Source organism: Streptomyces sp. NPDC032198, assembly GCF_040636975.1.
Taxonomy (GTDB): domain Bacteria; phylum Actinomycetota; class Actinomycetes; order Streptomycetales; family Streptomycetaceae; genus Streptomyces.
This window is the reverse complement of record NZ_JBEZVL010000047.1, coordinates 1-1,710: the sequence shown is the minus strand read 5'-3', so window position 1 is coordinate 1,710 and position 1,710 is coordinate 1. Positions and strand designations below refer to the sequence as shown.

Below are 1,710 nucleotides of genomic sequence, written 5' to 3'. Positions count from 1 at the left end.
CACCCCCCTCGCCAACGGCGACGGACACCTCCTCACCGGACGCCTCTCCCCCACCCAACACCCCTGGCTCACCCACCACACCGTCTACGACACCGCCCTCACCCCCGGCACCGGACTCCTCGAACTTGCCTGGGCCGCTGCCGCCGAGGTCGGCGCCTCGTATGTCGCCGAACTGACCATCGGTGAACCGATGTTGCTCCCCGAGAGCGGCAACGTACGCCTCCAGATCACCGTCGGTCACAGCAACGGCGACGGGCTCCGGGAGATCGCGGTCCACAGCCAGCCCGAGGGGGACGACGACGCCTGGACCTGCCACGCCACCGGTGTGCTCGCCGACACGGCTGGGGAGCCCGAGAGCGCGGACGTACTCGCACAGTGGCCCGTCCCGGGGGCCGAGCAGGTGGACTTGGACGGGCTCTACGAGCGGCTGCACACCCAGGGGCTTCAGTACGGTCCGGCGTTCCAGGGCCTCACCGAACTCTGGCGCAAGGACGACCACGCCTACGGCCTCATCCGCCTCCCCGACACCACCACACCCGACGACTTCGGCATCCACCCCGCCCTCCTGGACGCCGCACTCCACACCCTCACCGCCCTACGCAGCACCGACGAAAACGTCGTCCTCCCCTTCGAATGGACCAACGCCCACCTCCACGCCACCCACAGCACCGAACTCCGCGTCCACATCACCCTGAACGACGCGCAGTCGAGCGCCGCCCTGCTGGCGACGGACCCGGCGGGGAACCTGGTGGCGTCCGGCACGCTGGCGCTCCGCGAGGCCACCCGCGAACAGATCCGCGGGAACCGCAACGCCGACCACCTCTACCGGGTCGACTTCGTGGCACCGCCCTCCCTGGACGAGTCGGACGACGCGGACGAGGACACGCTCTGGGTGCTGGGCGCCGAGGGCGTGATCTCCCGCGCCCTCGGCGCGGAGGCGGAGGCAGTGTCCGACCTGGCCGCAGCGCTCGCCGGACTCGGCGATGACGAGGTGCCGCCCGCCCGCATCGTGGTGGACGCCACCGATTCCGTACCGGCGACAGATCCCGCCGCGGTGCGCGGCGCGACCGCACGGTCACTGGAGCAGATCCAGGCCTTGCTGGGCGAAGAGCGGCTGGCCGCAACCGAGTTGGTATGGGTCACCCGTCTGGCTGTCGGCGAAGGTGCCCAGGACCTGGCCCACGCCCCCTTGTGGGGTCTCGTACGGTCTGCCCGCGCCGAGCACGCCGACCGTTCGCTGCGCCTGGTGGACCTGGGCGAGGAGCCGGACGACCTGGAGGAGCTGGCCCATGCCCTCTCCGTGAGGGGCGAGCCGGAGATCGCGGTCCGCGAGGGCGAGGTGCGCGTCGCCCGCCTGATACGCGCCCGAGCCACCGGCACCACCGCCGCCCAGCCCCCGCGTCTCGATCCCGAGGGCACCGTCCTGATCACCGGCGGCACCGGAGAACTCGGCCGCCAGATCGCCCACCACCTCGTACAAGAACACGGCGCACACCACCTCGTCCTGACCTCACGCCAAGGACCCGACCACCCCGACACCCCAGAACTCATCACCCAACTCCGCGAACGGGGCGCCCAAACCGTCGACGTCCGCGCCTGCGACATCACCGACCCGCAGCAGACCGAACACCTCATCACCACCCTGGAACGCCCCCTCACCGCCGTCTTCCACCTCGCCGGCATCCTCGACGACGGCCTCCTCACCAGCCA

Annotated in this window: 1 protein-coding gene; it reads left to right on the top strand. The window is 71.2% G+C overall.

The annotated features are described in order from the left end of the window. A partial coding sequence (locus tag AB0E78_RS41825; RefSeq protein WP_361844963.1) for a type I polyketide synthase occupies positions 1-1,710 on the top strand: 1,710 nt, incomplete at both ends.